Raw genomic sequence first — 6,223 nt, 5'->3', positions numbered from 1 at the left:
GACCGCCGCGACGCCACCGTCGGCGTGCTGACCGCGCTCGCATCGGCGACCGAGAACCGCGGGCAGGAGATCCGCGACGCCGGGGGGCAACTCGTCGACATGACCACCGCGCTCAATGCCGCCGTCGACGACGGTTCGGACCGGTCCCAGCTGGTCGACCTGGCCACCGCGCTGCGGGGACTCCAGGAATCCGCACCCGAACTGCTCGACGCCGTCCATCACTCGGCCGTGCCGATGCTGACCGTCGCCGAGAAACAGGCCGCACTCACCGACCTGCTCGCAGCCGGCCAGTACACGATGGGAACCACCGAACGGGCACTCGGCAACAATGCCGACCGGATGATCACCATCACCGGTCAGCTGGCCCCGGTGCTGGACCTGCTCGCCGCGGGCGGCGCGGCCTTCCCCGGGATCGCCACCGACATCGCGGTCGTATCGCGCCGGTTCTCGACCGAATTCTGGGACCCTGCCCGCCAGCGCGGCACCGGACACTTCGTGTGGACGCTGACGCCGCACAAGGTCTACGGCCCCGCGGACTGCCCCCGCTACGGCGACCTCGCCGGTCCGTCGTGCACGTGGCCGGCACCGGCCGGCAGTGCGCAGCCGGTGCTGCCGGCGAGCCTGGACCCGCGCAACTTCCGGCCACCCGCGGCTCTGTCGGGCGGCAACGTCGGCCCGGTCGGCGGCCCCGCCGAGATGGAGGCCCTGCGGGAACTGCTCGGTGAACAGGCGACCACGGCGGCCTCGCTGATTCTCGGACCTCTGCTGCGCGGGATGAACGTGAGCGTGGACACCGTCCCCGTGCCGGCGGGAGCCGGGGATCCGGTCCCTGTCGCGGAGGGAGGACGATGAGCTACCGGCGCTCGATCATCTGGCTCTCGCTGTTCCTGGTGGCCTCCGTCGTCCTCACCTGGACGATCCTGAACACGTTGCGCCGCGGGATGAGCGGCTCGACCCACACCTACTCCGCCGTGTTCACGGATGTATCCGGGTTGCGTTCCGGCGACGACGTCCGGGTCGCCGGGGTCCGCGTCGGCCGCGTCGACTCGATCGATCTCGACGGCAATCTCGCCCGAGTACGTTTCCAGGTGGACCGTGACCACACACTCAGCGGCGACACCCGGGCCGCGGTGACCTATCAGAACCTCATCGGCCAGCGCTATCTGGCGCTGTCGCTCGGCGACTTCGGCACGCCGACGCCGCTGGAACCGGGCGCCGAGATCCCCGTCGACCACACCGAACCGTCCTTCGACATCTCACTGTTGCTCAACGGATTCGAACCGCTGTTCAGCGTCCTCGATCCGGACAGCGTCAACGACCTCTCCGAAGCGCTCGTCGGTGCCCTCGGCGGCGACGCGGGATCGATCACGCGGCTGCTCGCGCAGACCTCGGCCCTCGCCGAGTCGATCGCCGGCCCGGACGAGGTTCTCGGGGATCTGATCACCCAACTCGGGACCGCGCTGACCGGGCTGTCCCGGCAGTCCGGAGATCTTCAGGACGTTATCACCCGCTCCCAGGTGATCTTCACCGAGCTCGCGTCCCGCAGGAGCGACCTGGTCACGTCCGCGGAGACCATCACTCGGGTCGGGAACCGGGTCGCCGAGATCGCCGCGGCCACCCGGCCCGAGGTCACCGAGTTCCTGGACCGGGAGCCGGGGTTCTCCTCCCATTTCAACGCGGGGAAGGAAGACTTCGAATACCTGGGCGCCAACGCGCCGTTGCTGCTCAAGGGCCTCGCCCGGATCAGTCAGGAGGGCAGCTTCCTCGGCGCCTACGTGTGCGATCTCAACCCACTCGGGTTCGCTCCGTTCCTGGTGCCGTTGGTTCCGGAGATGGTCGCCGACTCCACGCCGGGCGGCAAGGCCCAGTACTCGCCGATCTGTCAGCCATGAGGACGGGGGTGCACACGATGACGAGGAAACCGGTCGAGGAGTGGGATTCGCTGCGGCTCGGAATCGCCGGGGTCGTCGCCCTCGTCGTGGTCGTCCTGGCGATCGTCGGGGTCAGTTCAATCGATCCCGGACGCCGTGAGATCGTGGCCGAGTTCGCGCAGGCCGCCGAGATCCGTGTGGGCGACCAGGTGACCGTGGCGGGCGTCGCGGTCGGAGAGGTCACCGGCGCCGAACTCGCCGGTGACCGGGTGAACGTGACGATGAAGATCGACCGGGACGTCGCGCTCGGTGCCGACACGCGGGCGTCGATCAAACTCACCACGCTGCTCGGCTCGCGCTACGTCGCGCTCACGCCGGGAGGGTCCGGCACCTTCGAGGACCGGCGAATTCCACTGGACCACACCGAAGTTCCCTACGATCTGCAGGAGACGATCGAAGGGGCGACCAGCACCTTCGAGCAGGTCGACGCCGCGGAGGTCGCCGACGCGATGACCACACTGACCGGCCAGCTGGAGGGGGCACCCGAGGTGGTGCCCCAGGCGATCGCCAACGCCGGCACCCTCGCGGAGATCGTCGCCGCCCGGCGCACGCAGATCGGCGACCTGATCAGCGGCACCGAGCGGATCACCTCGGTGATCCGGACGCAGCAGTCGAACATCGGGTCCCTGATGGTGCAGGGCCGCGATCTTATGTCGGAACTCGACCGGCGCCGGGAGTCGGTGATCGGCATGTTCGCCGCGACGACCACCCTGATCGACGAGCTGCACCGGACCGTCGTCGACGACAGCCCCGAGATCCAGGAACTGATGGCCGAACTCGACAGCATGCTCGGATCGCTGGCCCGGCACGACGACCTGCTCCGCAACATCCTGGAGGTGGCGCCCCTGCCGGTGCGCAATTTCACCAACGCATCGGGGTCCGGAAACTACGTCGACTTCACCGGGCCGGCCGGCGTCCTGGTCGACTCCTGGATGTGCGCGCTGAGCGGGCGCGCCGAAGAACTCGCAGCGAACCCGTACTTCCAGGAATGCCGATGAACCGCCGGCGGATCGGGTTCACGGCGGCGCTGATGCTCGTGCTCGTCGTGGTTGCGGCGGCGGCCGCGTGGCCGGGCGAAAAGCAGCGCACCATCGTCGCCCAGTTCGCGAGCGGCGCAGGACTGTACGAGGGCAACAAGGTGACCGTGCTCGGAATCACCGTCGGCCGGATCGTCACCATCGAGCCGCGCGGCACCGCGGTCGATATCACGATGGAGGTCGATCCGGAGGTCCCCGTCCCGGTCGACGTGCAGGCGGTCGCGGTGTCCTCGTCCGTGTTGACCGATCGGCACATCGAACTATCGCCCGCCTACACCGGCGGTCCGGTGTTGTCGGACAACGCTTTCCTGCCGTTGGACCGCACCCGAACACCGATCGAGTTCGACCGGCTGCTGTCGATGGTGGACACCCTGTCGCGGGAACTGGGCAGCGACGACGGCGGCGACGGCCCGGTCGGGAGGATGCTCGCGGTCACCGCCGATTCGCTGGAGGGGAACGGTCCGGCGATGCGCGAGGCCCTCAGCCGATTATCGGACGCGCTCCGGACGGGGGAGGACCCGAGCGCCACGCGGGACTCGATCGTCACCCTCGTCGACAACCTGAACGCGCTCACCCAGGCGGCCGCCGACAACGATGCCACGATCCGGGAATTCGGCGGGAGCCTGCGTCGGCTCAGTGACATGCTCGCCGACGAGGCCCTCGGTCAGGGCGACACCGGTTCCAAACTGAACGAAATCCTCATCCGGACAGAGGAAATGCTGGCACAGAACCGAATTCCCATTCAGGGCACGGTCGCCAGCACCGAGACCCTCACTCGGGCGATGAGCGACTACGAGCGGGAGATGTCGGAGTTCCTGAACGTGGCCCCGTTGCTGCTCGACAACGCGTACAACGCGATCGACCGCACCAACGGAGTGGTCCGCGTGCACACCTTCGCCGACCGGATTCTGTTCGACCACCAGATGCTCAAGGAGGTCTGCAATCTCGCCGGACTTCAGGAATTGGGGTGCGCGACCGGCAAACCGCAAGACTTCGGACCCGACTTCGGTATCACCGCGATGCTGGCGACCGTGGCGGGGGTGGTCCCGTGAGGACGGTTCGACGCTCGGCTGGGCGGTCACGGGTGCCTGCGGCACGGCAGTCACGGCTGTCGCCGATCGCGGTGGCCGTCGTCTGTGTGCTCTGCTGGGCGCTCGCCGGCTGCTCGGTGGGGCTCGGCCAGCTCCCGCTGCCCGCGCCCGGGACAGGGGGCGACGGCTTCGTCGTCACCGCGATCTTCCGGAACGCGCTGAACCTGCCGGCGAAGGCGAAGGTCCGGGTGAAGGGCGCCGACGTCGGATTCGTGCTGGACATGGAGGTCCGTGACTACCTGGCGGTGGTGCGGATGCAACTCCGGGACGGAACCCTGCTACCCCAGGGCACGCGGGCAGAATTGCGTTCCGCGACACCGCTCGGAGACGTCTTCGTCGCGCTGGAACCGCCCGCCGACCCCGGGGGTGCGGTGTTGCAGGACGGCGACACCATCCCGGTGGAGTCGACGTCCGCGGGCGCGACGGTCGAGGAGGTGCTTTCGACGGCGGCGATGCTGGTCAACGGCGGTGCCATCCGGAATCTGACGAAACTCGTCAACGGTCTCGGTGAATCGGTCGGTGACGGCGGCGACGAACTGGGTGCGCTGGTCCGCGAGTCCACCACGCTGGTCGCGTCGCTGTCGGCGCGGACGTCGGAGATCGAAGCGGTGCTGGGTTCGGCGAACGCCCTCGCCGACACCGTCGTGGAGCGGCAGCAGAGTATCGACTCCGCGCTCGCCGCAGCCGGACCGGCCCTCGGGGTGGTCGCCGACAACACCCAGGCGATTCTCGGCACGGTCGACCAGCTCACCCGGATCACCCAGCAATTGGAGCGGTTCCCGTCGATCAACGGGACAGGTGCGGGTGGGATGGTGCAGGACATCAACCGGATCGCCGGATGGCTGAACGCGGCGGCGACGGCGCCGGGCGCCAGCATCGAGGACGTCAACCGGATCCTCGGCCCGATCATCAAGCTCACCAGCGGCACCTCCGGTCATGTCGACGTGTCGATTTCGCAGTTCGCGCTCGGCGCGTTCGACGACCCGAACTACCACGCAGACCCGGGATCGAGGCTCCCGGACGCGGGGGACTGGGAGCGTTTCGCCGGGTCGCTCGCGGTGACGATGTTCCGCCTCCAGCAACGGCTCGAGGGTCCGCGATGAGCACGCAGGGCGACATCGTCGAGGCCTCGGCGCGGGGGCTGCTCTCCGGGGTGCGGTGGGGCCGGCGACACCGGACCGCGCTGTCGGTCCTGGCTCTGGTCGCGTTGCTCGTCGGTGGCGTCGCCTACCTGTTCCTGAATACGTTGGAGCTCAACCCGGCGAGGGCGACGATCCGGGTGGACGTCCGGCTCGCGCAGTCCGGTGGTCTGCTGCCGGGTCAGGACGTGACGTTGCGCGGGGTGGCGGTCGGCCGGGTCGAGTCGGTGGATATCGACGGCACGGGCGTCCGGGCGGTCGCGGTGATCGACGCCGCCGTGCCGATCCCGGCGACCGGGCAGGTGCGGGTGTCCAGCCTGTCCCCGGCGGGCGAACAGTTCCTGGATTTCCAGCCCACCACCGACGACGGCCCCTATCTCACCGACGGTTCCGTCGTCGACGAATCGAACACGTCGACCCCCGTCCCGATGGCGACGATGCTCGAGAACATGGAGCCGATGCTGGCGCAGATCGACCCCGACGATCTGGCCGTGATCACGAAAGAACTCGGGACCGGTCCCGAGGGAGTCCACAAACTGCGCGACATCGTGCACGGCGGAACGTTCCTGGTGTCCACGCTGCACGCGGTGCTGCCGCAGACCCTGGGAATCCTGCAGACCGACAAGGTCGTTCTGGCCACCCTGTCCGAGACGGCACCCGGCCTGGCCGCGACCGCGGCGAATCTCGACGGCACCCTGCGCGGGGTCAGCGCCATGGACGGCGGCCTGCGGCAGCTGCTGGAGCAGACCCCGGCGACCGTGCGCAGCATCGACGCCCTGTTCGCCGACAACTCGCCGACCATGGTGCAACTGCTGGGCAGCCTGGTCACCGTGACGCAGATGGTGAACGTGCGCCTGCCGGCGTTGCAGGAGTTCATTTTCCCGCAGCAGCGCGACGGGTCGACACTCCAGTCGATCGGGACCGTCTTCCGGGACGGCGGAATCTGGGGCGCGGTCGACGTCTACCCGAGGGTGCCGTGCGACTATCCGCTGCCCCGGTCGGCGCCCTCGCGCCCGGACTTCCCC

At 69.0% G+C, this 6,223-nt stretch carries 6 protein-coding genes; all 6 read left to right on the top strand.

Annotated elements, in window-relative coordinates:
- Nucleotides 1-852 (top strand): MCE family protein (locus tag I0Q12_RS25015; protein WP_197255748.1); only part of this gene is annotated, 852 nt, incomplete at its 5' end.
- The gene (locus I0Q12_RS25010; RefSeq protein WP_197255746.1) at nt 849-1,892 is read left to right on the top strand and encodes an MlaD family protein; all 1,044 of its coding nucleotides are present in this window, start codon (nt 849-851) and stop codon (nt 1,890-1,892) included. The genes I0Q12_RS25015 and I0Q12_RS25010, both read left to right, overlap by 4 nt.
- A 17-nt stretch (nt 1,893-1,909) precedes the next feature.
- Nucleotides 1,910-2,929 (top strand): MCE family protein, encoded by a 1,020-nt coding sequence (locus I0Q12_RS25005; RefSeq protein WP_197255744.1) that lies wholly within the window; start codon nt 1,910-1,912, stop codon nt 2,927-2,929.
- Nucleotides 2,926-4,020: an MCE family protein gene (locus I0Q12_RS25000; protein ID WP_231611380.1), complete on the top strand. Its 1,095-nt coding sequence runs from the start codon at nt 2,926-2,928 to the stop codon at nt 4,018-4,020. The genes I0Q12_RS25005 and I0Q12_RS25000 overlap by 4 nt, the downstream gene beginning before the upstream one ends.
- A 32-nt stretch (nt 4,021-4,052) precedes the next feature.
- Nucleotides 4,053-5,162, top strand: a complete 1,110-nt coding sequence (locus I0Q12_RS24995; RefSeq protein ID WP_307846510.1) for an MCE family protein — start codon at nt 4,053-4,055, stop codon at nt 5,160-5,162.
- On the top strand, nt 5,159-6,223 hold a 1,065-nt coding region (locus I0Q12_RS24990; RefSeq protein WP_231611379.1), incomplete at its 3' end, for an MlaD family protein. The genes I0Q12_RS24995 and I0Q12_RS24990, both read left to right, overlap by 4 nt.

The sequence above is a fragment of the Rhodococcus sp. CX genome, assembly GCF_015865005.1.
Taxonomy (GTDB): Bacteria; Actinomycetota; Actinomycetes; order Mycobacteriales; family Mycobacteriaceae; genus Rhodococcus.
This window is presented reverse-complemented; position numbering and strand designations above follow the sequence as displayed.